This is a genomic window from Marinomonas gallaica, from assembly GCF_049821165.1.
GTDB classification, from domain to species: Bacteria; Pseudomonadota; Gammaproteobacteria; order Pseudomonadales; family Marinomonadaceae; genus Marinomonas; species Marinomonas gallaica.
Genome location: NZ_CP187511.1, coordinates 141,654 through 165,648, shown reverse-complemented (window position 1 = coordinate 165,648; position 23,995 = coordinate 141,654). Strand labels below are relative to the sequence as shown.

The window sequence follows — 23,995 nt, the reverse complement described above, 5'->3', positions numbered from 1 at the left end:
ATAGGTAGTCTTGTACGATGTATGAAATGAATTTAGTGTCAAAATAGTCATAAAATCAAACTGTTATATAAGATCGCCACTAGGCGAGCCGTTACGCAAATAAGTTGTGTTTAAGATTTAAAGGTAATGCATTGGCTCTTTAATGAATGGCTCAGTTGCGCAAGTTGTTGACTGGTTTGAGCAACTTGGGCTGCACCTTCGTTTGATGTTTTACCGATATGAACAATCTGATCAACGCTGCTGTTTATCTCATTGGCAACGAGTGTCTGCTCTTCCGCCGCACTGGCTATTTGTATATTAACATCGGTCATGTTGCTTACATTACTTGCGACAACATCCAGCGCTTCACACACTGTTCGAGCTTGGCTCATTGTTTCTTCAGCATGCTGAGCATTGATTGTCATAGCATTAACCGCTTTTTCGCTGCTACTTTGTAGTACTTTAATAATATCATCAATTTGTAATGTTGATTCTTGAGTTCTTGCTGCAAGTGTTCTGACTTCATCTGCGACGACAGCAAAACCTCTACCTTGTTCGCCTGCACGCGCGGCTTCGATTGCCGCATTTAGTGCCAATAAGTTGGTTTGCTCTGAGATGTCACTGATTACGTTAAGAATGTTAGCAATGCGCTGACTGTCGTTGCTTAGCTGATTAATGATATCGGCGGATTGCTTAATCTCATTGTTCAAGCCTTGAAGATGTTGCTCTGTATGCTCTAACTTATCACGACCTATTGCTGTGGCTTCATCTGCTTTTTTAGCCGACTCGGCTGCTTGCGCCGCATTACTTGCAATGTCGTTGACGGTAGCCGTCATTTGATTCATTGCTGTCGCCAGCTGTTCACTTTCGACTAGCTGCTGATGCATATTCTGTTGAGTTTGATCGCTAATGACGCCTAGATGTTTGGCTGATTCATCCACATCATTTGTCGCTCCTTTGATTTCCTTTATAACGGTATCAAACGCCTCCATAAGGCCATTGAAATTATTACTGATTTGAGCAACTTCGTCTTTACCTCGAACGGGTACTCGGATACTAAGGTCTTTTGTGTCTGCTACATTCCGTATGATGCGGTTTAGGTTCAGTATGGGTTGTACAAGTTTTCTTGAAAAAACAATCCCTATTAAGACCGCGAGTAAGCTGAAAATAGTCAGTGTGATCAGGGCGCTTATAATAATACTGTGAGTGAGATCGGTTATTGTGGCAAAGGCTTCTTCGGTGTCAATTTCACTTAATAATACCCATTTTAAACCTTTGAACTGAACTGGTGTAAAAGCAGAAATTACAGGCACATTGCGATAGTCGTTGATAATGTTATATCCGGTTTGTCCTGACAAACCTAAACGAACACTTTCAGTGTTAATCGCTTGTAAGCCAATATTACTGTTACGTTTTACGATGGCATTTACTACATCATTACTTGTGTCACCATTGCGTAGTGCTTGGCTAAAACCGTCCGCGTCTTCAATGAGAAATCGACTTACAGTGATCGCTTTGGATTTTTGATTGACCAAATACGTTTCGCCGGATTCCCCTAAACCAGACTGCTGCCAGTTATGATTACTGGTCATAATGTTGTTAATGCCGTCAATTGGCATTTGGAAGATTAATATACCCACACGTTGCCCTTTGTCGAAGATAGGGCTAGCGATAAATGAAGCATAGCTGTTATAAGATGGGAGATAAGCCTGAAATTGTGTGATTGCGGACTCTCCTTGATCAAGAGACATCGCCGCTTGATAAGCTTGCGCTAATCCAGAGTTTTTGTAAGGTCCATCTTTCAATGACGTCGCAAAATCGGCTTCTTTATAGACACTGTAAACAACATCACTTGTTTCTGCGGAGACGACAAAAATGTCATAGAAGCCAAAGTGTTCTAAGAAATTACGAAAGTAGGGATGGTAAGCGCTATGTGCTTGATCGTAATCTGTTTTTTGATCTGTAGCGTCTAGTAAATGCTTTGATCCAAGAGGGTGCTTATTAGTACTGATGTACTGTTGTTGAAGGGCGAGAGCCGAATCACTTAGCGAAGTATACAAAGGGTCTAGGGATAGACTTTCGCCTGGGTTATTGTATTTGAAAGTTGTTAAAAAGGATTGTTGATAATAATTTTTAACCGCTTTAAATTGCGAGTCTCTTGATACATTGGTCTGCGAAGAATAGTTTTTATAAGCTTGAGTGAACGCCCGTGTAGCTTCAATGATTAAAGGGCTACTCGATTCAGAAAGCAGCTGATCATTAATGGTATTTAGATAGTCTTCAAGGCTCGATTTTTTGGCTTCGCGAATAGCAATGAGTCGGTCTGCCGCCGCTTGCTCTAGTGCGACCGTCGCATCTTTTTTCATTTGCATTACTAGCACTGTCGTTAGTAAAGCAAGAGATATGATGGTTGTAATGACTAGAATAAGGATTGTTTTTAGCTTGATGGACATAATACATGTCTCCATCGGTAGTGGACATGTTCCCATCATAACGTTACTGATAAGGCTGAAATGTAACGTTTGTTAGAGTGCGTTAAGTATTTTTGTGAATGCCTAAACAAATGACCTTGAATCTGATAACGATCATATTGACTTAAAGCGACTGGTGGCGACGTTAGTCATAAGTGGTGTCATTGTGCTTCAACCAACCATGAGGATGATGACCACGTGGATCACGATGCGTCCAGTGCATTACACCCCCTTTGTTGTTCCATTCGTATTCACCGTAAAATTCAACAGTATCGCCTCTGCGCAAATTTGGAATACGTGGTGCGAGATCAATGTTGTGCGCTACCAGTAGTGTTTGCCCGCTGTCTAGCTTTAAAATAAAGCGCTGATGCTGAGAGCCTTTGGTGTCGTCTTTTAATACGTTAATGACGGTCCCACTGCCTCGAATTTGCAGGTCACTTTGCTGAGCTTGGTACGCTTGCTGCAAGCGTACATCATCTGCATAGCTGTGAAACGGCCATAGGCAGAGCAACATAAATAGAAAGGGAGCGAGTGTTTTCATGATTGGGTTGACTTGAGGAATATAGATAGCCCAATAGTAGTAGATAATCACTCTAGTGAGGAAGCAAAATTCACTAGAGTGAGGTAGTGTTATTAGCCCATACGATAGAACTCAGGGAAGATGGCGTTATCAGTAGGGTGTTCACCAGGTTGAACACGGACTTCGTCAGCATTAACACTTGGGTCTGTTCCTGGACGTGGGTCCCAAATCGCATCGTCACCAAGCCAGCGAGTGGACAGTGCGAAGCGATCTTGATCGGAAGATGAGTTGCCCTGTGCGCCGTGTAATGTCCATGCGGAAAAAATCAACGCATCGCCAGGTTCAAGGTCGAAACCAATCACATCAAAGCTGTCGCGGTCGGCCTCAATATCAGGACATGGAACGCCTTCTCCTTTGCCTGTCCAGCCAGCATTGGCGCCAGATGTACCAAACGCTTCAGGCAAATAGAACACCCTATCATTATGAGAGCCGCGCACGAATTCTAGTGCACTGCCTTTTACTGTGACAGGGGTTAATGCTAGCCAAATCGATGCGATTTGACGGCCTCTGAATGGCCAATATGGAACGTCTTGATGCCATGGTGTCGGTGCGGAAGTGTTGGCTTTTTTGATCAGTAAGTGATCAAAATAAAAACGTGAGGATTTACTTTGCATCGCTTGAGCTGCTAAACGCGCGCAGCCGGATTCTTTAGCGTAGCGATAGATCAGTTCATTTGTGCGCCATAAGTAGCGATCGGTGAACATACGACCTTGCTGGCTATCTTTGTCTGAGTTGTTGTCATTACACAATTGGCTAGGGTGATCCAGTTGGTGTTGACCAAATTCAGTCAATTGCTGAATCCATTTGGTGTCGACAGCGTTGCGTACGCATACGACACCGTCTTGTTGATACTGGTCTATTTCTGCTGAGGTTAACTGGCGTTCGGTCATCTCGTTCTCCATTTTTTTTATTGTTGACCAAAATATAGCCTAGGCTTTAGCATCAGATAACCTGATTAAGTAAATATGTAGTATGGAAAATTTTGATAGTTCTTCGTTGAGTTTGAAAAATCTTAAGACGCTTAAGTTAATTTACGAGCTAGGTTCTATCACGGCGGCAGCAACAGCGTTGCAACAAAATCAGCCAACCGTTAGTTATACGTTAGAGCAGATGCGCGTGGCATTTTCGGATCCATTGTTTGTTCGTTCAGGGCGTGGCATGGCACCGACTAACCGCTGTCATGAGATTATGCCTACCATCGATGAGTTGCTGCGAGGCATGACGCGTCTATTTCAACCAACCGAGTTCGCCCCCAGTCAAGCCGATTTAGACATCAGTATCAGCTGTAATATTTACGAACTTCAGGTCATTATGCCGCCACTTGTTGAGCGACTTAGAGCACTCGCGCCGAATATTCATCTGCTGTTTGGTCAATCGAATGTGAATGGGCATAAGCAATTGCAGCAAGGCCTGAGTGACATATTGCTGTCACCTGTGGAGCACGATTATGAGTCGCTGTATAAACGTTCATTATATAAGGAGCGTTATGTGTGCTTAGTGCCTTCAGGCCATGTTTTAGCTGGCAGGCCAATTAGCTTAGAAGATTATTTGAATGCGAAGCATATTGAGATTACTTACGAAGGGGGCTGGAAACCGCTTTATTTGAATCGACCTGAGCTACAAGGCGAAGAGCTTAATATTGCGCTGCGCTTGCCTTGCGCATCGAATTTTATACCGCATATGGCAGGCAACGACTTAATCGTCACCTTACCAGAGCGCTTGGCGTATTTGATCAAAGGCTCGATGCTGGTTCAGGATTGCCCATTTGAGTGTGCATTTACCTTAAACTTGTACTGGAACAAATTGACGCACCTGTCGCAGGCGCATCAATGGTTACGGCAAAACATCACCTCGATTTGCGCTGAGGAGCTTCAAGTAGGCTCTGAGTAGTTGAGTCGACATCGGAAGCCATGAGGTCATAAGGATTAGCCAACATACTTAAGCAAAATGCTGATGGCGCACACTATGAGTACGGCAAATGTCATAATCATACCGCTTTGACGAAAGATTAGCGTTTCTTTCTGCTGACTCACACCGTAGGCATGGAGTAAGCGGCCAAGACACAGCGCGGCACCAAAAATATGTACCAGCACAGGCGCGCCATTCATGCTTTCATACATCCACACTAGCAGTAATGCCAACGGGATGTACTCACCAAAGTTGGCCTGTACGCGAATAGCGCGAGTTAACAGCGTTTGCTCACCATCGCCAATACCGACTTGATATTTCATACGTAGCTTAATGACACGTGCACTGAGGAACACATAAAGGAAGGCGAGCAATGCTGCATAAATAGGAGTGATCATAAGGACGTCCTTGAGTCATAGGTAGAAGGTTAGAGTACGCTTGTCATGCTTGAGTGCAAGGTTAGAGTTCGAGAAAGTAAAACATAAAAAAACCGGAATCAGTTATCTGAATCCGGTTTTTAGAGGCGTTTTCGCTGCTCCGTTAGTTACGGATCAAGTAGTCGAATGCGCCGAGAGCAGCGGTTGCACCAGCACCCATGGAGATGATGATTTGTTTGTAGGGTACGTTGGTAACGTCACCGGCAGCAAACACACCGTCCATTGAGGTACGGCCGTGTTGGTCGATAACGATTTCGCCACGCTCCGTTAGTTCAATTGCGTCTTTCAGGAATTCGCTGTTCGGTACTAGACCGATTTGCACGAAGATTCCGGCTAGCTCTACTGTGTGTGATTCATCGGTAGTGCGATCGGTGTAGGTCAGACCATTTACACGCTCACCATCGCCCAATACTTCTGTGGTCATTGCATTTTTGATGATGGTAACGTTTGGCAGTGACTTCGCTTTTTTCACCAATACGTCATCGGCACGTAGTGTGTCGCTGAACTCCAATACCGTTACGTGCTCAACGAGACCTGCTAGGTCAATCGCTGCTTCGATACCTGAGTTACCGCCACCAATAACCGCGGTTTTCTTACCTTTAAACAATGGACCATCACAGTGAGGGCAGTATGCAACGCCTTTGCCTTTGTACTCTTGTTCACCGGGTACGTTCATCTCTCTCCAGCGTGCACCCGTTGCTAGAATAATGGTTTTACTTTTTAGTACAGCGCCGTTTTCAAGCGTTACTTCCACCAGTTCTTTTTTCTCAATGCGGGCGGCACGTTGCGTTTTCATAATGTCCACATCGTAATCCAGTACGTGTTGCTCTAGATTTGCGACCATTTTCGGGCCGTCAGTGGCTTTTACCGAAATAAAGTTTTCGATCGCCATGGTGTCGGCGACTTGGCCTCCAAAGCGCTCGGCAACAATACCCGTGCGAATGCCTTTACGAGCCGCGTAGATCGCTGCGGCTGCGCCAGCTGGGCCACCACCAACGATAAGCACATCGTATGGGTCTTTTTCAGATAACGCAGCGGCTTGCTTGTCGCTCGCTCCGGTATCGACTTTGTTTAGGATCTCGTCCAGTGTCATACGGCCTTGACCGAAATGTTCACCGTTAACGTATAGAGAAGGTACCGCCATGACATTGCGTTGTTCTACTTCGTCTGGGAACACACCGCCGTCGATCATGGTAGCGGTCACTTTCGGGTTTAATACGGCCATTAAGTTAATAGCTTGAACCACGTCAGGGCAGTTGTGACATGACAATGAGATGTAGACTTCAAAGTTCAGCTCAGTGTCTAAATTCTTAATTTGCTCAAGCGTTTCTTGTGCCGCTTTAGATGGGTGGCCACCTGCTTGCAGCAGCGCCAACACAAGTGATGTGAACTCGTGTCCCATTGGAATGCCGGCAAAGTTTACGCGAGCTTGTTCGCCTTTAGGGCCAACTGACATTTGTGGTGCGCGGCCTTGAGGATTTTCATTCACCGACAGCGTGATTTTATCGCTGTTCAATGCTTGTATTTCAGTAGCGAGCTCTAACAACTCGTTTGATTTATCGCTGTTATTAACGGACACAGTAATCTCAATCGGATTAACGATGTTTTGAAGGTAAGTGCCCAACTGTTGTTTCATATTTGCGTCTAACATAATGTTTTAATCCGTATCGTTGAGATTGACTGATGCAGTGTGCCTATAAATTTCGGGCGAGAGAGGTCAGCACCTGTCTTTTTGAGAGAAGAGGGAGGTGTGAGGTACCTTGGCTCGAAAATTATTGTGGGCTTTTAACGCCTTGCGTTGGAAGGCAAAGCCCGATGTTGGGCGCTAAGCGCCCAACAAAGGAAGAGGCGTCTTAGATTTTGCCTACTAGGTCTAGAGATGGAGCAAGTGTCGCTTCACCTTCTTTCCATTTAGCTGGGCAAACTTCGCCTGGGTGCGCTGCAACGTATTGAGCTGCTTTTACTTTACGCATTAGGTCTTCAGCGTCACGGCCGATGCCTTCTGCAGTGATTTCCATTGCTTGGATCGTACCTTCTGGGTCGATCAAGAATGTAGCGCGGTCTGCAAGGCCTTGACCTTCACGTAGAACGCCGAAGTTGCTAGTGATCGTTGCAGTTTGGTCACCTACCATGTAGTAGTTGATTTTGCCGATCGCTTCAGACGTGTCGTGCCAAGCTTTGTGACAGAAGTGAGTGTCAGTCGATACAGAGAATACTTCTACACCCATACCTTTTAGTTCGTCGTATTTGCTTGCAAGGTCTTCAAGCTCAGTCGGGCAAACAAACGTGAAGTCTGCTGGGTAGAAGAAGAACACGGCCCATTTGCCTAGCACGTCCTTTTCAGAAATCTCTACGAATTCGCCTGCTTTAAATGCTGTTGCGTTGAATGGCTTGATTTGAGTGTTAATCATGTTTATCTCCTAAGTAAGTGTGTGTTCGCTGTTTGCGTTACCAACAGTGTCTATAATATGGGGACGATGTGACGAAATGAAATTGTGTTTTACTAAAACTAAGATAAAAAAAAACTATTAGGAATTAATAAAAGCTATTCGTCAGGATATTGCGACCGCACTTCCGTAATCTGAACCTTCAAATCTAAAGCAATCTCGGTAAGCTTGGGGTCAAAGTGTTTGCCGCTTTGCTCTTGAACATAGTTGAAGGTTTGCTCGGTGGACCAAGCATTTTTATAAGGACGTTTTGAAAGCAGCGCATCGATCACGTCGGCTAAAGCCACGATGCGGCCTTCGAGAGGAATGTCTTCACCTTTTAAACCCGCAGGGTAACCTTTGCCATCCCAGCGCTCATGGTGTGTTAGAGCAATAGAGCGAGCCATATCAAATAGTGGATCGCCTTCGACGGACAAAATCTCAGCCCCAAATAACGTGTGCTTTTTCATTTCTTCCCATTCATGCTGGTCCAGCTGTCCTGGTTTGAGCAAAATCGCATCGGCAATACCGATCTTGCCGACATCATGCATCGGTGAAGCATGGAAGATGCGTTCGACCCACTCAGGATCATCAACATATTGTTCGGCGATTAAGCGCGATATATGACTCATACGAATGACATGAGCGCCAGTTTCGTTGTCTTTGTACTCAACGGCGCGACCTAGGTGGTGGATAATACGTAGCTTGCTGGCCTGCAGTTCTTTCGTGCGTTCTCTTACCATTTCTTGAAGCTGGCGGTTTTGGTTGTATAACGCTAGTTGATTACGGATACGTGCTCGGACTAAAGGCGGACTAATAGGCTTGACGATGTAGTCGGCGGCGCCGAGCGAGAAGCCTCGTTCTTCATCAGAAACATCATGCTTGGCCGTGACAAAAATAACCGGAATATTGGCAGTAGTTGGGTCTGCTTTTAATAGGCGACAGACTTCGTAGCCGTCCATATCAGGCATCATTACATCAAGCAAGATTAAGTCTGGTTTCGGAGATTTTTGCGCAATGGCTAGGGCTTTAGGGCCATTGAGCGCTACTTTAATGCTGTAATCTTCCCGTAGCGATGCAACCAGAACGTCAATGTTTTCTGGAATATCGTCCACGACTAATAATGTGGGTTTTTGTCGTGTTTCAGAGTCCTGCTTTGAGGCATGACTTACATCGGTTTCTACCATTATGAATAACTCACTCAATCTACAATACGTGCTTTTAGAGCATCCAAGTGTTTTGCCGCTCTTTCAAAGTCATAGACGTTGACGGCATTGCTGATGGCACCCATCAAGTCCTTTTCTTCTACGTTTTTAAACTGTGGTACGAGCGATTCAGCAAGCTCGCGTGATTCAGACAGATTTTGTTCTATATAGTCTGCCAGTATTCCAAGCTGTTTACGCTTATCAACATTATTGATGAACTCGATATTTGTGTCAGAGACGACTGTCTCACTCACTTGGTTTTGCCACGTATCCAAAGTGTTAAGAATAGTCTTTAATTCGGCGTTTACGCCAGCAATGGTCTCTGAAGATGGATCATGTTGTTCCATTTGGGCTTCTAGTTCCGCGGCCAATGTCGCTAACGAATTCATGCCAAGCGTAGCCGCTGTTCCTTTTAGCGTGTGTGCTAGACGAGTCGCATCTTCGTACTCTTGATGCTCTAAATGATGACTTAGTTGCATCGAAAAGTCGGCTTGATTGACTCTAAATCGCCTAAGCAATTGAATGTACAGGGCTAAGGTTTGAGTGTGCTGTAACCCCGTGACTGTATCGATGTTAGTTGAGACCGGCAGTTCAGTTGTGTGAGTCGTGTGTGTTGGCGCTTCAATGCCCACAACCGTTATTTCAGCGTTTACTTTTTCAGTAGGCATCCAGCGGTCCATGGTGCTAAACATGCGCTCTAAATTTATCGGTTTGGCTATGTGGTCGTTCATGCCAGCGTTAATGGCTCGAGTAATGTCTTGCTGCAGAACGTTTGCGGTCATGGCGATGATCGGGAGTGTCGCATACTCTGGTTTTTGTCGGATGATACGTGTGGCTTGATAACCGTCCATGACTGGCATCTGGCAGTCCATCAAGATCATATCGAATGTATTGTTTTCTAATTTAGTCAGTGCATCTTGGCCGTTGACGGCAATGTCTACTTTTATGTTTTGTTGCGAAAGCAGTTCTACCGCCAGCTCCCGATTGATTTCATTGTCTTCCACTAGGAGTATGGAGGCGCCGTGCAGATTATAGTAGCTCGTTACCGGTGATGGAGCGCTCAGCGTGTCTTGCCCTGTTAGGCGTTCAATACCGAGGCTCTCAGCGATGGTGTCAAATAAGCTAGAAATAGTGATGGGTTTGGTTAAGAACCCCGCAATATCCACGTTAGAAGCCGCTTGTTTGACTCTATCCAGTCCATAGGCGGTCACCATAATCATGGTTGGCAATTTAAGGTTGTGTACATGACTGATTCTACGGCAAGTTTCGACACCGTCTAATTCAGGCATTTTCCAATCGACCAGTACCAGCTCATATGGCGCTTTATTTTGATCGGCGAGAGCGATCATTTCTAATGCTTCGTAGCCATCAGCCGCTTCATCGCAAATCAGTCCAATATCTTCAACACAACTTTTTAAAACATCGCGGGCCGTGTCGTTGTCATCAACAATCAATACTCTAGTGATGTCCAAAGAAGAGTTGCCATAACACAATGGGATTTCGTCTTCGACTCGATCCAATACAACGGTGAAATGGAAAGTGCTACCGCCACCGTCTTGGCTTTCCAGCCAAATTGTACCGCCCATTAATTCGGCCAGTTGCTTAGAAATGGCTAAGCCAAGACCGGTGCCACCAAAGCGTCGAGTGGTTGAGGAATCTGCCTGTGAGAAAGAGTGAAACAGATGCTTTTGGTTCTTTTCACTGATCCCGATGCCCGTATCGGAGACAGAAAAATGTACTTCCATCTTGTCGGCCATGTGTTTTACATAGCGAGCACGAATGACAATTTCCCCCTGTCGGGTGAATTTCACGGCATTGTTACCCAGATTCAGTAAAATTTGGCGCAGTCTCGTGGCGTCTCCTTGGAAGACCTGTGGTAAATGCGTGTCGATATCAAACACCAGTTCAAGATCTTTCTCATCGACTTTAATGGTCAAAATATTGGCCACTTCGTTGAGCACGTCCTGTAAATAGAACGGCTCTGTTTCTAAATCTACTTTGCCTGCTTCTATTTTTGAAAAGTCGAGGATGTCATTAATGATACCAAGCAGAGATTCTGCAGAGCTTCGAACATTTTGTATGTAGTGGTGTTGGCGATCATCTAGGCCAGATTTCAAGGCAAGGAAGGACATGCCAATGATGGAGTTCATGGGGGTGCGAATCTCATGACTCATGTTGGCAAGAAAATCACTTTTTGCTCGGCTCGCTTGCTCCGCTGTTTCTTTGGCTTCTTGCAGTTCTTGGGTTTGCTCTGCAATTTCTTCTTCCAATTTACGTTTATAAGATTGCAAGGACAGTTGATATTTATGGCGTTCAGAGATATCGCGCCACGTGCAGATGATCGCCGGACTGTCATCGAGAACAACGGAGATCATGGTCATGTCTGCATAGACTAGTTCGTTGTCTAAGTCTTTAAATACCCATTCTTGATAAAAGTGTCCTTGTTCGAACACTTGTTCTTCTAATAGCGCCAGTTTATTTAGTGATTGCTGCCCATCGGACTGTGAGAAAGGTGACAAGTCACTCATGTTTAGCTGTAATAACATGTCTGTAGAAGGGTATTTCAGGGTGCTGGCGGCGGCATCATTACACTCAATAATAGCGCGGTCTCTAACAATCCAAGCAGGATCAGGGGACGATTCAAACATTGAACGAAAGCGGTCTTCACTTTCTAGAAGTTTGGATAGCTGGCGCTTTACACGCTTAGAGATGGCCCAAGATAAAAGTATGATTACGAAGACGGTGATGCCGCTGATCCATAAAATTGAGGTGCTTAAACGCGTCAGCTGCTCTTCAATTTGTGTCTCTAGGTTGTGAGTCTCGAATTGCACCGATTCACTGATTTGATCAATAAAGCGGGCTAAAGGTGAAAAAATGGCTTCTACTTGGTTGTTGATTTGTTTGCGTTGCGTTTCCAGTGCGATTAACGCGAATCGTTCACCAAACAGACCACCAGATCCCAGCTCAAGGTTGTATAAATCGTTAATGTAGTGACCTTCACCATAAAGTAAGTTTTTAAGATCACTCGACTCTTTAGAGAGTGCTTTATAGTACATGGGGAACTGGAATTCGGTTTGAGAAATGGCATAGTCGAGTCGCTCAAATGTTGGCGATACTCGGTTATTAAGTTGATCATAGAGCATCGATTGCGTTGCTGTGAACGGTAAACTACTGATGACCATTTCCAACGTCAGAATGTCTTCGACTGTTGTCGTTAAAGAGCCCTCAATCGCATTCGAGCGAAGTGTCATATACTCTTTGCTAATCGCACTTTTATCCGCCGTTTGTTCTGCATTGCGGTATTTAAAGAGTAAAACACCTTCTTGTAGGCGTGAACGGCTATTCAGCGCTTTTAGTAGCGTTGTAAGTGCCCTAGTTTTTTCTTGTGCACGCGTCAGTAGGTTGTTGCGCTCTGAGTCTGTTAGAACCTGTTTTTGGGCATCAAACCAGATGTTGACTTGACTGTTTAACTCCTCGATTTGCTTTCCACGGGCTTGCAGAGCACGTCCTAGTTTAGCGATCTCTGAATTCTCTTGTGCAGACTGAATCAGCATACTCGTGGCACTTTTAAATCGGGATTCAAGGTTTTGGTCTAAATACTCTAGATTAGTGTCTTCTAGCAGTGCTTGACGAAGGCGATTGCGCTGGGAGGGGACGACCTCACGTAGTTCTGACACGGCACTTAACATGGCGGCTTGTCGGGCTCGCAGGTTTTGTTGTTGATTACGAAGGTCTTGAGCTGTACTAATTAAAATGGAGGCCCCAATGATAATCGACAAAAGACTAAACAGTGCCAAAAGCCACACAAGTGGCGTTACTGAAGACTGTGCTTGTCCCGATTTACTCATAGGCTACCTCTTAAAAACTCATACGGTAATGTGTCTCCGCAATAAGTGTGCCCAGTTTTATGGTTTTTTAATTCTAACCAAATAGGTAGTTCAGTTTGACTCAGCAGAGTGTTTTCGACCACGTGTTTTTCGGTGTTTTTATGTAACCGTTGATATTGCGTTAGATAGCTTAGGAACTCTGCTCGAGTGGGGGCTCGGCTTGGGCGGAAGTACAATAACACTTGTTCAACTTGTCGTACCGCAATATAGCCTTCTAAAATGGCAGACGTTGGCGTTTCGGTGGAGCCATATCGCTCAAAATCCACTAAGAAATCTTTAACGAGAGGGTCGCTTAGATCGTTATGACACGGATGAAGCTGGGTTGATAAAATTTTTGCCTGTGTATGCTTGATTCGCTGACTTAAGGCGTCATGACTGACAAACGAAAGGGCCGCATATAACGGTGATACGCCATTTTCGTCTAATGACGTTATAAAGTCAGCCGCAGCGGGATAGGTGCTGATTAAGAAAATTACTTTGGGTTGTGGGATGTGGGTCAAAATTTTTGCGGTGGCTTCCTCCGTTGATGGGTTATTACGCGTATAGCCGACTCGCAGAATATCACTGGAATTTTCAAGACCGTAGTGCGCTAGAGCTTTCATTAGGCTGCGCACAGTGATCTCTCCATAGCTGTCTTTTTGCGCGAAGATGGCCATATCACTCGGCGCAATATTGAACTCTTGAGCAACGACCTTTGCCAGTGAAGCAACCTCCCTTTGATAGCTGGCGCGATGGGTAAATATTAACGAACTCACGCCTCTACTTTTCAGCATACTGCTGCCTGTAAAAGGCGATATAAGAGGGAGCTGAAGTTCTACTAACGTGGGAATGGCCGCTACAATGGTTGGTGTTCCAACGCTGCTGATTAAGCCTACGATATTATCGTCTTCAACCATTTTCTCAATAATTGGAACGGTACGAGAAGGCTCATAACCATCGTCTTTTGCAATAAGAGAGACGGTGAAAGGCAGCTCTTTGTTGGTATTTAAGCGTTTTAAGCCAAGCTCAATTCCGTTCACTAGCTGATGGCCGAGCAGCGCGCTGGGCCCGGATAAAGGGCCAGTGAAGCCTAAGCGGATATCTTCTGCTTTGCTGATAAGCGGAATACAGAGCAGTGTAATGATCGAAGTAGCCGCAAACAAAGCGTTATAAACGCGCACAAAAAACTCCTCAAGATAAGGATGGGGGCAGTATGTCAGTAAACGTTAAGAGGCGATTCCTTTCACATGCGATAGCTCAAAGTCTAGTTTAGAAAAAATTTATGTAAATCTCGGCTGTTAATATGTCATGTATTGTAAGGAGATGGGATTAAAGAGAGGCAGGCGCTGAAATTAGCGCCATTGATTGATTCGTGACATCAGTAAGTGGCGTTCACGCTCGGCATGGTCGACCGTTACATAGCGGAACCCAATGCGCTCGCCTGGTTTTTTTTGAGCTAATAAAGCACCTGAACAGTGCGTCACACAACCGATCTTTGGGTAGCCACCGATGGTTTGTCGGTCCTTCAATAGCACAATAGGTTGGCCATCATTGGGGACTTGAATGGCGCCATAGGCGATACCTTCAGAGATGATTCCCTTGAGATTCCGACCGATAGCGGTACCGTCTAGACGGTAGCCCATACGATCGCAATGTTGACTGAGGGTGTATTCGCTACTAAAGAATCGTGCTCGATCAAGTCCTGAAAAATAGCGATACTGATAGCCCGTGACCACATCGATTTCGACCTGATCGTAATTTGGGATAGCAAGGCGAGGGACATGACGAGCCTTGTGATAGGTGGTCTCTTGGAAAGGTAGGCTATCGCCCGCTGCTATTTTATCCCCTTTACCCGATAGGCCGCCGATTTTTTCTCGCATGACAGTCGCGACACTGCCCAGTACGGGCTTGATTAAGAAGCCGCCTTTCACGGCTAAATAGGCGCGTAAGCCGAACGTTGGCTGATGAAAGGCCAAAACATCACCCTTGTTTATTTGGTAGGTCTGCCACGACAGAATACTTTTATCGTTTAACGTCGCTGCCAAATCTGCACCAGTAATGGCAATGCTGGTTTGGGCTTGTGCTTCCAAGGTGAACATACCAAAGGTGATTTCAATCTGCGCGGCGTTGTCGTCATTATCGAGTAAAGCATTGCCCCAACGAAAGGCGAGTTCGTCCATTGGCCCGCCTGTGGTGACGCCTAAGTGCTGGTAACCATGACGCCCTAGATCTTGAACTAAGGCTAACATGCCCGGTTTGATTACTTTAAACGCCATCTAACTGTCCTCCTTGCGCCAAAAAGTCTTCCCGAGAAATAGGCTTGAAGCGAACGGTATCACCCACTTGAATCAGAGCCAAACTATCGCTCTCCCAGTCGACCAGTGAAACGGGTGTGCGTCCGAGTATTTGCCAGCCACCAGGCGATACGCTTGGGTAAACGGCCGTTTGTTGTTCGGCGATGGCGACACTGCCTTGTGGTACTTTGAGTCGTGGGGTGGTTTTTCTAGGCATACGAATTGCTTCAGGAACATTGCCTAAAAAGGCAAAGCCCGGTGAAAAACCAATCGCATAGGCACGGTAGCGCGTTGCGCAATGCAGCTGAATGACTTCATTGGTCGATAAGCCACAATGAGCGGCTACGTCTTCAAGGTCTGGTCCAACATCGGAACCATAATAAACAGGAATTTCTACTTCCTTTCGTGCCTGCTGTGAAACCTTTTCAAGGTCTATAAAAGCGGTCATGTCATGGATGTGTTTTAGGATTTTAAAGCGATCAAAGTGGTCTGTATCAAAGACGACTAAAAGGGTTGTGTAAGACGGTACTACGTCGATTATACCCAAAGAGTCGCGCAACGCTTTACTGACGGCTGCGATGACATCGGCAACCTCATTGCTGATCGTGTGTGAGAAGGTCAGTAAGCAAGCGTGATCACTGACCATATCGACATTAGGGGGAAAGATTAACGCGTCATCCATGATTATTGACCACCGATAACAGCTCGAATGCGCTGTACTGCTTCTACAGCATGATCGCCATCCCCATGAACACAAATGGTATCCGCACGAACGTCTAATGCGTTGCCTGATTCAGTGATAAGGCTGCCATGCTTGCTAAGCTGGAGCACTTGTCGCTCAATTAAATCAAAATTTTTATGCACCGCATTATTTTGTTTGCGTGGCGTTAAGCGGCCTTCCTCGGTGTATAGGCGGTCTGAAAAAGCTTCGAACCACAATCCCAAGTTGTATTTCTTTGCTAGCTCTTTGACATGCTCAGCTTCAGGGACCGCCATGACCATTAAAGAGAGTGAGCTATCGAGTTCGCTGACGGCCTGCATAACGGTTTCTAAGACAGCAAAATTCGCCATCATCGTGTTGTACAGCGCGCCATGCGGTTTGACATAGGTGACGTGTGTGTCTTGAGCATGACAGATCGCTTGCAAGGCACCTATTTGGTATTGAATAAGGACTTTTAACTCTGCGGGGGCGATGTCCATATTACGACGACCAAAGCCGACCAAATCAGGATAGGCCGGATGCGCTCCTATGGTGACATTATATTGTTTCGCCAGTGCAACAGTCTTACTCATCGTCAGTGGATCTGACGCATGAAAACCACAGGCGATATTGGCTTGGTCGATGAATGGCATAATCTCCTCGTCTCGCCCCATTGTCCAAGCGCCAAAAGCCTCGCCCATATCACAGTTTAATTTCATTACTTACTCCAGAGTTAAGATTTGGACATTGTCGTAGGGAGGTACGTGACAATCTCAGGAAATAGGGTAACCAAAGCGATAGCTAATGCGATCAATAAAAAAAATGGCAAAGCAGCGCGAGCAACATAAAGAATGTTTTTCCCTGTAAGTGATTGAATAACAAATAGATTAAATCCTACGGGTGGAGTTATCTGAGACATTTCTACAACTAATACAATAAAAATACCAAACCACAATAAATCAATGCCGGCAGTATCTACCATTGGTAAAATCACGGCAACCGTGAGAACGACAACGGATATTCCATCTAGGAAACAGCCTAGTACGACAAAAAGAATGGTCAAATAGAAAATCAGCATCATTGGAGATAAATCCATGCCGCCAATCCATGCTGCCAACTCTTTTGGTATACCGAGAAAGCCCATTGACAAGGTTAAAAAGTGGGCACCGATCAAGATGAAAATGATCATACAAGCACTTTTTACTGCACCCATTAGGCTATCAATAAAGCTGTTTAAGGAGAGTGAACCCGTTACAGCGGCAATAACAATTGCGCCAGTGACACCAATGGCGGCGGCTTCCGTCGGTGTTGTGATGCCACCATAAATAGACCCCAGCACGAAGCCGATTAAACTCATAACCGGTAATAATTGCTTTAGTGCTTTAAAGCGAGTGCTCCAGCTTATGTGTTCGGCCTTTGTCTGAGGTAATTCGTCTTTATGCAGTAACCCCCAGATCATGGTGTAGCCCATAAACAATGACACTAACAATAAGCCGGGCAGTGCTCCTGCAATAAATAAGCGAGCAATCGATACTTCTGCCGCGACTCCATAGACAATCAAAATGATTGATGGGGGAATTAATAACCCAAGTGTTCCTGAACCGGCTAATGTCCCCACGGCCATTCGCTCACTATAACCTTGTTTTCTAAGCTCAGGTAAGGTCATTCGGCCAATGGTAGCCGCTGTTGCAGCAGACGATCCGGAGACTGCTGCAAAAATACCGCAGCTCAAAATATTAACGTGGAACAATTTACCAGGCACGCCACTTAACCAGGGAGAAAGGCCTTTAAAAAGGTCCTCAGATAATCTCGTTCGAAAAAGAATTTCTCCCATCCAAATGAACAGAGGTAAGGCTGTTAGCGACCAAGATGTGCTTGCCCCCCATGAGGAAGTAGAGAACAGCAATCCAATTTGAAAGTTCTCAGACAGTAATAAGCCAAGGGCACCGACAATAATTAGCGTAAAAGATACCCAGACACCGAATGCGAGCAGTATTAACATTACAGCAGCGAGGATAATTGAAATAAGTGTCATATCCATCGTTATTCCTCCAAGGACAAAGAGTCTTCATGTTTCATGTAGTTGGGGGAATCTCCGCGTATGACACTTAGCCAAGCATCAAATACTGCTAGGGTTAAGGCGATGGCTCCGATCGCCACAGTGAGTTGGGGAATCCATAAAGGAACCGGAATATAGCCATAAGATGTTTCGTCATAGATGTAAGACTCAAAGACCATATAGCAGCAGGAGTAGGCGACAAACCCTGAGAGAGCGAGACCTAGACTTAGAACAACACCTTCTTGTGCTCTTCTTTTGCCATGCTTCAATCGCTGGATAACGAGAGTTACCCTGATATGTCCACCCTCGCGAAACGTATAGGCTAAGCCAAGAAACGTAGACGCGGCCAAACAGAATCCTGCAAAGTCTTCAGCAGAAGGCACAATAAAACCAAACAATCGGCCAATGATTTGCGCCAAAAGCAGCAATGTTATGGCGACGATAAATAAGCCCGACAACCAACCTGATAGTCGATAGCAGTTATCTTTAAATGTATTCATAGGGATCACTATTAAAGTAGTGGCCTCCCGTAATAGGGAGGCCTATAGCAGCGTATTAATGCTGGTAATTGTTAAGAATTGCGCCGACCGCATTAGGGTCTTCCGCTTGCCATTCTTGAATGATGGTTTGACCGATTTCTTTCAGTTCAGACATTAACTTCTCGCTAGGCTCTGCGACTTGCATACCCGCTTCCGCCAGTTTTGCTTTATCGCTCTCTCCGCGCTCCGCCACTTTCTCCCAGCCTTCTTTCTCTACTCGTTCAGCTGCCGCAAGAATGGCATCCTGTGTGGATTTATCGAGGCGACGGAATGCTCGTTTGTTAACGACGACAATATTTTTAGGAATCCAAGCTTTTACATCAGTAAAGTGATTTACATAATCCCATGCTTGGCTTTCAACCCCTGTTGAGGGAGAAGTGATCATTGCTTGGATAATGCCGGTGCTGAAGGCTTGTGGGATGTCAGGTGTCTGAATGGTTGTTGGAACAGTCCCCATTAGATCCGCTAAGCGAGATTGAGTTGGGCTGTAAGCACGCATTTTGGCGCCACTTAGGTCGCTTACCTGATTGACGGGCATTTCTGAATATAAGCTTTGGGCTGGCCAAGCAACGGTATAAAGAAGCTGTAAGCCTCGCTCTTCCAATGTTTTGCTCACTTCAGGCTTAGCGGCTTTCCATAAGGCTTCAGCATCACTGTAAGTGGTGGCGAGGAAAGGGATATTATCATGCTTAAAAATGGCGTTTTCGTTACCTAAAATACCCAAGAAGATTTCGCCCATCTGAACTTGCCCAGAGCGAACCGCTCGCGGTATCTCGGTGTGATTCACTAGTGAACCGCCAGGATGAACGGTTATTTCGAGGTTGCCAGCAGTGGAGTTTTTAATCTCATCAGCAAAGCTGTAGGCCAGTTGAGTAGATAAATTGCCATCACCGTATGGTGTGGGCATGTGCCAGGTTTGAGCAAAAGCTGGTGCAGCGATAACGCTACTGAGCATTAAAGCAGTCGTCAGTTTTTTCATCTTATGTTCCTTTATATTCTAGGTTTAATGTTATTTTGGTTGTAACAATTCACCCTTAACTGCTACAGCAAGGGGGAGGAGGAAATGAAAAATGGATCAGGGTTATAAATTAGCTAAGTCACTGTCCAAAAGGTCTGTGACCAGCATTTTTCCAGGGGCATGAGTGAAACAAATTGGCGGTTTAGCGTTTTTAATTGCCAACTGTGGCGTTACTCCGCAAGCCCAAAAGACAGGGACTTCATCTTCTTTTAAGAGAACCGGATCACCGAAGTCTGGCTGGCTTAAATCCGCAATACCAATGATGGATGGGTCGCCAATGTGGATCGGAGCGCCATGAGCCTTAGGAAAACGTTTAGTAATTTGAATAGCGCGTTTCGCGTTCGCTTTTGTGTAAGGTCGCATTGTTACAACGGTATAGCCATGGAAGCGACCGCTTGTCGTGGTTGGCAGTGTTGTTGTGAACATCGAGACATTGCAGCCTTGCTCTATGTTTCTAGGCATTAGACCTTCTGCCGTAAGGGCATGCTCGAAAGAAAATGAACATCCAAGAACAAACGTTACTAAATCAAGCCGCCAAAAAGACTCAATATCTTGGTAAGATCCGATCAAACTACCATTTTCATACATGAGGTACTCAGGAAGGTCGAAGCGCATATCGATATCATGACCTAGCGTGGGCATAGTGTGTTGCCCAGCCTCTGAGACCGCAATTAATGGACAGGAAACAGGGTTGAGTTGGCAGTATGTCAAGAATTCATTCGCGAACTCGACCGGAAGAATCACTACGTTGCCTTGTACAAATCCCTCAGCTAAACCACTTGTAGAGCCAATATGGGCATTACGTCGTATGGATTGACGTAATGCATAGGCTGATGATTGTGTGGTGAATGTTGACTGAGACATGTGGTCTTCCTAATTTCTGTCACACTTGAGTTAGACCAAGATTAGAAGCACTCCCTATGAAAAGTCTAATCGTGTTTTTTTGAGGTTTTTGATCAATTATTTTTATCAAGCTGTATTTTATGGAAACTACAGGCAATTTCTTGAGCGATTGAAGCTGCTTTTTCTGAAATTGGGTTGAATGGGTCATCAGAATAGGAGGCGGTAAAGCGCAAAGCATTGGGCTGCCAAATGGAACGTACTTTTTGTAGTTCACCAGAGACCAATTCTTTTTGCACAAGGGTATCTGGAAGCGTAGCAATCCCAACGGCATCTATTGCCATACTCCGACAAGCCGCAAGTGAAGATGAAGCAAAAAAGCGTGCAGTTGCGTTATCTAAATCTCGAAATTTCTGGTTAATTTCAGCATAGGGTTTCGTATTTCGTGCGTAGGTGATGATTGGCCATTTAGCTAACTCTTCTAGGTAGAACAATCGGTTAGGTAGTCCTAGATCTGGGCTGGCAAACCAAGAAAGCTGATAAGTATTGAGTTCCAAGTTAACGATGCTAGGCTCTGAAATAGGCCCCATTAGAAGGCCTAAATCAATGGAGTGATCTTTGACGCCACTGGCTAAGGTGCTGGTTACATCAACAGTCATCTCTACGTCCAGGTTGGGCATATCGGCGTGAATTCGAGCTAAAAACTTAGGGAGCCAAGTGTTTACGATGGTTTCTGATACGCCTAAACGCAATAACCCTGAGTAGGCTGAGGTGGATTCAGCCCGTTTGCGAAGTTGTTCAGATTGGAAAAGAATTTTTTCCACATAGGGCAACAACTCTTTGCCCTTTGAGGTTAAAACAATTGGACTAGAGCCTCCTTCTCGTGTAAAGAGTTTGACACCTAACTCAGACTCTAATGCCGAGATACGTGCCGAAATGGCTGGCTGAGTGGTGTACATATGCTCGGCTGTTTTACGAAAACTGCCTAATGTGGCCACCCATATAAAGGTTTCTAGACGTTTATAATTCACTTTTTGATCTCCAATATCTGCATCTGCTGTCAGCTTACTCAGCAAACGTTTAAGCAACAAGAAGTAAGTCGCTGACACAAAGTTGAGTCTTTTACTGAGCTTTTCCTTAGCCCTTATCTATCTATGTTGGAATGGCTTTTGTATGCTCTCAATAATTGTTTGGAGAATACAATGAACAAACTCTTTTCCTTAGTATTGAAAGGGCTGGTGGCAGTCTTACCAATCGGTCTAACGATCTACTTTATTTATTGGCTGTTTGTCACCGCGGAAGAATTAGCGCGTCCTCTGGTGTTAATGGTATGGCCAACAAATTATTATTTCCCAGGTCTTGGTGTTTTAACCAGCTTGCTGATGTTGGCGGTGGTCGGGCTCGTAGTGAACTTTTACGGTATCCGTTACCTAATGAAGTTAAGCCAGCGCTTGTTTGAAAAGATCCCACTTGTAAAGTCCATTTATGGTGCTTTACAAGACATGATGACCGTGTTCAGTTTGTCAAAAAAAACTGAGCAGCAAAGTGTCGTGTCCTTGGAGATTCAAGGTATGCAATTGATTGGTTTTGTGACTGGCGAGAAAATGGGGCAGCGTTTGTTTGGTGATCAAAACTTAGTTGGGGTCTATTTACCTTTGAGTTATCAGATCGGCGGAATGACAGTTTATGTTTCACGTGAAAAACTGACGCCGCTGGATGTCACGATGGAAGAAGGCATGCGCATAGCCGTAACCGGTGGCGTACAATCGAAGAAATAAATTATGATGCAATTAGAACAACTGACGGAATTACTAGAAGAAAAAGGCTATCCGGCCAAGTTAAAAACCTTTCCGCGACGCATATATGTTGGCTCGCTGGGCTCTTTCTATGGCGTCACCATCGTTCAGAATGACAAGACGGGCGCGCTAAAAGTGTCGTATCAACCTCTCATTTTGATCATTGGAAGCCTATTACTGATTTACAGCTTTATTGTCAGTTATGGCAATGACGATATGTTATCAGCCTTAATTGGTATTACGGCAGCATCGGTCATTGCTAACTTCGTTAAATCACGACAGAAAAAGCAAGAAATTGAAGTGATACTGCGAGATTTCGCATAATTTGAATGAGCAGTAAAAACCCGCAATTAGCGGGTTTTTTTATGTCTGAAAAAAATGCTTTGTTTCATTTGAATGTTTTTTAGGTTTCGTTTGAATGTTTTTGCCATCAAAGTGACATATATTTGTCGTAATGTACCCCTCGTTTGATGCTTTTATTCTTTCATATTTTAGTTTTGATACGAGGATTACGTACCATGAACAAGTTAGCGTTAGTTTCTACGGCCGTTGGTTTAGCGGTGTCTGGGTCTGCATTTTCAGCCACACAAATTGAGTGGTGGCACGCAATGGGTGGTGCTAATGGTGAGAAAGTTGTCGAGATGGCGGAAGCGTTCAATCAGGCACAAGATGCTTATGAAGTGAAGCCGGTATACAAAGGCAACTACACCGAAACCATGACTTCTGCGATTGCCGCATTTCGCGCGAAGCAGCAGCCAGCGTTGGTTCAAGTATTTGAAGTGGGGACTGCTAGCATGATGGCGGCAGAAGGTGCGATTTACCCAGTATACAAACTGATGCGCGAAACAGGGCAGCCGTTCATCCAAGACGATTACCTAAGTGCTGTCACAGGTTATTATACGGATGAAGATGGCAATATGCTGTCGATGCCATTTAACAGCTCGACGCCAGTGTTGTACTACAACAAAGAGCAATTTGAAAAAGCTGGCGTGAGCGCACCGAAAACGTGGCAAGAAATGGAAACCGTCTCGCAAAAACTGTTAGACAGTGGTGTCGAGTGTGGTTTCACAACGTCTTGGCAATCATGGATTCAATTAGAGAACTTCAGCGCACGTCACAATATTCCGTTTGCCACTCAGGCCAACGGTTTTGCCGGAATGGACACGGAGTTTGTGTTTAACCGTCCTGCTCAAGTCGCGCACATTGAAAAAATGCGTGAATGGCAGCAAAACGGCATTTTCAGTTATGGTGGCCGCCGCAGCGACTCTGCGCCTAAATTCTATAGTCAAGAATGTTCAATGTTTATGGGCTCTTCAGCGGGTTACGCTGGTATGAAACGCAATGCCTCGTTTGACTTTGGTGTAGCACAGTTGCCTTACAATGCCGAGCAAATCGAGACACCACAAAACACGATTATCGGTGGCGCATCATTATGGGTGCTACAAGGTAAAAGTGAAGAGCAGTACCAAGGTGTCGCAACCTTCTTGAATTTCCTATCGCGTGCTGATATGCAAGCTGATTGGCACCAATTCTCAGGTTACTTACCTATCACACAAGCGGCTTATGAGCTGACCAAAGGGCAAGGCTTTTATGCGGCAAACCCTGGTACAGACGTCGCGGTAAAACAGATGACTTCCGTTGAGCCGACAGAAAACTCGAAAGGCTTACGTTTGGGTAACTTCGTTCAGGTCCGTGACATCATCAATGAAGAACTAGAAGCGGTATGGGCAGGCGATAAAACCGCTCAAGTTGCATTGGACGCGGCTGTTAAGCGTGGTAACGCTTTGCTACGTAAGTTCGAAAAAGCGAACGACTAGTCATCACGGCCTCTCTATGAGATAGCCTCCCCTACAGTGGGGAGGCTGTTATTGCGTGTC

21 protein-coding genes are annotated in these 23,995 nt (G+C 45.2%); 4 read left to right on the top strand and 17 right to left on the bottom strand.

The annotated features are described in order from the left end of the window. Positions 1-110: 110 nt before the first annotated feature. The 3 genes from ACPUEK_RS00760 to ACPUEK_RS00750 form a co-directional block, all read right to left on the bottom strand. Positions 111-2,432, bottom strand: coding sequence for a methyl-accepting chemotaxis protein (locus ACPUEK_RS00760; protein WP_425641936.1), 2,322 nt, complete (start codon positions 2,430-2,432; stop codon positions 111-113). Positions 2,433-2,595: 163 nt separating this feature from the next. Then, on the bottom strand, positions 2,596-2,991 hold the full coding sequence (locus ACPUEK_RS00755; RefSeq protein ID WP_425641935.1) for a DUF3465 domain-containing protein: 396 nt from the start codon (positions 2,989-2,991) through the stop codon (positions 2,596-2,598). 92 nt (positions 2,992-3,083) lie between these two features. After that, positions 3,084-3,920: a phytanoyl-CoA dioxygenase family protein gene (locus ACPUEK_RS00750; RefSeq protein WP_425641934.1), complete on the bottom strand. Its 837-nt coding sequence runs from the start codon at positions 3,918-3,920 to the stop codon at positions 3,084-3,086. Positions 3,921-4,002: 82 nt separating this feature from the next. Between ACPUEK_RS00750 and ACPUEK_RS00745 the strand changes: the two genes are divergently transcribed. Further along, a complete protein-coding gene (locus ACPUEK_RS00745) occupies positions 4,003-4,920 on the top strand; it encodes a LysR family transcriptional regulator (RefSeq protein ID WP_425641933.1) in 918 nt (305 codons plus the stop codon). Positions 4,921-4,955: 35 nt separating this feature from the next. Here the strand turns inward: ACPUEK_RS00745 and ACPUEK_RS00740 are convergent, their stop codons facing one another. The 14 genes from ACPUEK_RS00740 to ACPUEK_RS00675 form a co-directional block, all read right to left on the bottom strand. Continuing rightward, on the bottom strand, positions 4,956-5,336 hold the full coding sequence (locus ACPUEK_RS00740) for an MAPEG family protein (protein ID WP_425641932.1): 381 nt from the start codon (positions 5,334-5,336) through the stop codon (positions 4,956-4,958). Between the two features lie 142 nt (positions 5,337-5,478). Beyond that, positions 5,479-7,026, bottom strand: coding sequence for an alkyl hydroperoxide reductase subunit F (gene ahpF / locus ACPUEK_RS00735; RefSeq protein WP_067215488.1), 1,548 nt, complete (start codon positions 7,024-7,026; stop codon positions 5,479-5,481). 202 nt (positions 7,027-7,228) lie between these two features. After that, complete coding sequence (ahpC, locus tag ACPUEK_RS00730; protein WP_067215486.1) at positions 7,229-7,786, bottom strand: alkyl hydroperoxide reductase subunit C; 558 nt, start codon at positions 7,784-7,786, stop codon at positions 7,229-7,231. 134 nt (positions 7,787-7,920) lie between these two features. Then, on the bottom strand, positions 7,921-8,988 hold the full coding sequence (locus tag ACPUEK_RS00725; RefSeq protein WP_425641931.1) for a response regulator: 1,068 nt from the start codon (positions 8,986-8,988) through the stop codon (positions 7,921-7,923). A gap of 14 nt (positions 8,989-9,002) precedes the next feature. Beyond that, positions 9,003-12,854, bottom strand: a complete 3,852-nt coding sequence (locus tag ACPUEK_RS00720; protein ID WP_425641930.1) for a response regulator — start codon at positions 12,852-12,854, stop codon at positions 9,003-9,005. Next, positions 12,851-14,053: an ABC transporter substrate-binding protein gene (locus ACPUEK_RS00715; protein WP_425641929.1), complete on the bottom strand. Its 1,203-nt coding sequence runs from the start codon at positions 14,051-14,053 to the stop codon at positions 12,851-12,853. The genes ACPUEK_RS00720 and ACPUEK_RS00715 overlap by 4 nt, the downstream gene beginning before the upstream one ends. A 171-nt stretch (positions 14,054-14,224) precedes the next feature. Continuing rightward, positions 14,225-15,148, bottom strand: coding sequence for a biotin-dependent carboxyltransferase family protein (locus tag ACPUEK_RS00710; protein WP_425641928.1), 924 nt, complete (start codon positions 15,146-15,148; stop codon positions 14,225-14,227). Next, positions 15,138-15,848: a 5-oxoprolinase subunit PxpB gene (gene pxpB, locus ACPUEK_RS00705; RefSeq protein WP_425641927.1), complete on the bottom strand. Its 711-nt coding sequence runs from the start codon at positions 15,846-15,848 to the stop codon at positions 15,138-15,140. Before pxpB ends, ACPUEK_RS00710 begins: the two co-directional genes overlap by 11 nt. Before the next feature lie 2 nt (positions 15,849-15,850). Continuing rightward, entirely contained in the window at positions 15,851-16,585 is a 735-nt protein-coding gene (locus ACPUEK_RS00700) for a 5-oxoprolinase subunit PxpA (protein ID WP_425641926.1), read from the bottom strand. A gap of 14 nt (positions 16,586-16,599) precedes the next feature. Continuing rightward, complete coding sequence (locus tag ACPUEK_RS00695) at positions 16,600-17,907, bottom strand: TRAP transporter large permease (protein ID WP_425641925.1); 1,308 nt, start codon at positions 17,905-17,907, stop codon at positions 16,600-16,602. A gap of 2 nt (positions 17,908-17,909) precedes the next feature. Further along, a complete protein-coding gene (locus tag ACPUEK_RS00690; protein ID WP_425641924.1) occupies positions 17,910-18,425 on the bottom strand; it encodes a TRAP transporter small permease in 516 nt (171 codons plus the stop codon). 55 nt (positions 18,426-18,480) lie between these two features. Beyond that, positions 18,481-19,443, bottom strand: a complete 963-nt coding sequence (locus tag ACPUEK_RS00685) for a TRAP transporter substrate-binding protein (RefSeq protein WP_425641923.1) — start codon at positions 19,441-19,443, stop codon at positions 18,481-18,483. A 102-nt stretch (positions 19,444-19,545) separates the two neighbouring features. Beyond that, complete coding sequence (locus tag ACPUEK_RS00680; RefSeq protein ID WP_425641922.1) at positions 19,546-20,346, bottom strand: putative hydro-lyase; 801 nt, start codon at positions 20,344-20,346, stop codon at positions 19,546-19,548. Positions 20,347-20,438: 92 nt separating this feature from the next. Continuing rightward, positions 20,439-21,431, bottom strand: coding sequence for a LysR family transcriptional regulator (locus ACPUEK_RS00675; RefSeq protein WP_425641921.1), 993 nt, complete (start codon positions 21,429-21,431; stop codon positions 20,439-20,441). A 93-nt stretch (positions 21,432-21,524) separates the two neighbouring features. On the opposite strand from ACPUEK_RS00675, the gene ACPUEK_RS00670 reads away from it, so the two are divergent. The 3 genes from ACPUEK_RS00670 (at position 21,525) to ugpB (ending at position 23,935) form a co-directional block, all read left to right on the top strand. Next, positions 21,525-22,100: a DUF502 domain-containing protein gene (locus tag ACPUEK_RS00670; protein ID WP_425641920.1), complete on the top strand. Its 576-nt coding sequence runs from the start codon at positions 21,525-21,527 to the stop codon at positions 22,098-22,100. Between the two features lie 3 nt (positions 22,101-22,103). Continuing rightward, on the top strand, positions 22,104-22,442 hold the full coding sequence (locus tag ACPUEK_RS00665) for a hypothetical protein (protein ID WP_425641919.1): 339 nt from the start codon (positions 22,104-22,106) through the stop codon (positions 22,440-22,442). Between the two features lie 194 nt (positions 22,443-22,636). Further along, on the top strand, positions 22,637-23,935 hold the full coding sequence (ugpB, locus tag ACPUEK_RS00660) for a sn-glycerol-3-phosphate ABC transporter substrate-binding protein UgpB (protein ID WP_425641918.1): 1,299 nt from the start codon (positions 22,637-22,639) through the stop codon (positions 23,933-23,935). Positions 23,936-23,995: the final 60 nt, after the last annotated feature.